This window comes from Mesorhizobium sp. M4B.F.Ca.ET.089.01.1.1, assembly GCF_004022605.1.
In the GTDB taxonomy this organism is placed as follows: domain Bacteria; phylum Pseudomonadota; class Alphaproteobacteria; order Rhizobiales; family Rhizobiaceae; genus Mesorhizobium; species Mesorhizobium abyssinicae.
Window position 1 is genome coordinate 1 of the sequence record NZ_RZOS01000752.1, and the last position, 1,743, is coordinate 1,743.

The 1,743-nt window shown below is 59.3% G+C and carries 2 protein-coding genes and 1 pseudogene; all 3 read right to left on the bottom strand.

All coding sequences use genetic code 11. From position 1 onward, the window contains the following. Positions 1 to 111, bottom strand: a pseudogene (locus EN780_RS41015) (dimethylarginine dimethylaminohydrolase); the annotation flags it as partial. Positions 112 to 122: 11 nt separating this feature from the next. Further along, a complete protein-coding gene (locus EN780_RS33490; protein ID WP_128276397.1) occupies positions 123 to 1,109 on the bottom strand; it encodes an arginine deiminase-related protein in 987 nt (328 codons plus the stop codon). Then, the coding region (locus tag EN780_RS33495) for an ornithine cyclodeaminase (protein ID WP_128276398.1) at positions 1,106 to 1,743 on the bottom strand (638 nt) is incomplete at its 5' end. The genes EN780_RS33490 and EN780_RS33495, both read right to left, overlap by 4 nt.

Below are 1,743 nucleotides of genomic sequence, written 5' to 3' on the forward strand. Positions count from 1 at the left end.
TTCATAGATCGGGCCTGCGCGATCATCGGCGCGTAGGCCGTTGACGACCGAGGTGGAGGGTTCGCGAACGATCGCGGAGTTGAAATAATAGACCGGTCTTGTTTGCGACATTTTCCAAGTCCCTATTTGCCCGTAGTGTTTCGCCATCCGTTAGCAGTGAACGACGTCTGTGCAGGCTGCGGCGTACGCCGTGACAGGTGAATCCCTGCAACCATGCACCGGACCGATCCACCCGCGAGTTCGATCGTCGAAACATCGAACGGCAATAGTTTCGCGGACTGCTCGATTGCCGATATCTGTTCCGGCTGTAGCGCCGCATACGCTCGCCCAGAGATAGCAACAATGCGACCGTCCGTGCCCTCCAGTTCAATGGCATTGCCGGCAAAGCTTTCGATCTGCTCAATCGAAAGCTCCACGACCCGACGACCGGTTTCTTCCAACCTCGCAACGATTTCTCGCCGCCGTCCGGAATCAGGAATCAACTGCGCCCCTAACAATGCGAAATCAGTGCCGACGCACATCAGGACATTGGTGTGGTAGATTGCTTTGCCGCTGCGATCGACAGCGTCAAGGATCATTGGTTCGAAATTGAAGTGCGTGCAGAACCGTTCGAGCGCAACCTCGTTGGCCCTGTAGGAACGTACCACGTAGGCGACACGGGCAATGTGATCGAGCACCATAGCACCGGTCCCCTCGAGAAAGACTCTGTCCTTCTCGAGACCGGAATAATCAATGACGTCCTGAACCCGGTACTCGGCCTTGAGCATCTCGATGATGTCGGCCCGACGCTCTTGTCTTCGATTCTCCGAGTACATCGGATAGATCGCGACATGTCCGCCCGAATGGGTCGAAAACCAGTTGTTAGGAAAGACGGAATCGGGTGTTGCGACCGACTTATCCTCGTAGAGGTGGACAGTGATCCCAGCGTCCGCGAGTCCTTGCGCCATACGTGTGACTTCTTGATATGCCACGGCGACCAGATCATCTGGCTTGCGCTTTTCATCGCGCACCTGGAACGTATTGTCCGCCGCAGTGACCGGATTCGGCGTGAAGTGGTGAGGGCGGATCATCACGACGGCCCTCGGCGCCTGCACGGATACTCTGCTCATCCCAATGGGCAGCTCCGCGGCATCATGGGAGCCGGCTTGGCGGCGCGCAGTATCATGCCGTATAAGTCGCGGGGTTCATCCGGGTCGGCGAGAAGATCAAGTTCTTCATAGAGGCCAGTATTCTTGAGGCGGTCGCGGACATAGCGCAGGGCCGAAAAATCCTCGATCGCGAAGCCTACGGAATCGAACAACGTGATCTGGCGCTCGTCGCGGCGGCCAGGCGCGTTACCGGCGATCACCTGCCAGAGCTCGACCACTAAGTGCTCGGACCCGAGCTGCTGGATCTCGCCCTCTATGCGGGTCTGTGGGGTGTATTCCACGAAGATGTCGGAGCGCAGAAGGATGTCGCGGTGCAACTCGGTCTTGCCGGGGCAGTCGCCGCCGACAGCGTTTATGTGGATGCCGGGACCGACCATGTTGTCGGTGAGGACGGTGGCACACTGCTTGTCGGCGGTGACGGTAGTGATGATATCGGCGCCTTCCACGGCCTCCTGCGAGGAGGCGCAGGCGGTGATGTCCAGGCCAATGCCGGCGAGGTTCTTCGCGCAGCGACGCGGGGCGGCAGGATCGAGGGCGTAGAGGCGCAACCGGTCGACGCCGAGAATCGCCTTGAAGGCGATCGCCTGGAACTCGG

Excerpts from the sequence above, each read along its gene's own strand:
- EN780_RS33490 (WP_128276397.1), bottom strand. The coding sequence starts at position 1,109 with ATGAGCAGAGTATCCGTGCAGGCGCCGAGGGCCGTCGTGATGATCCGC.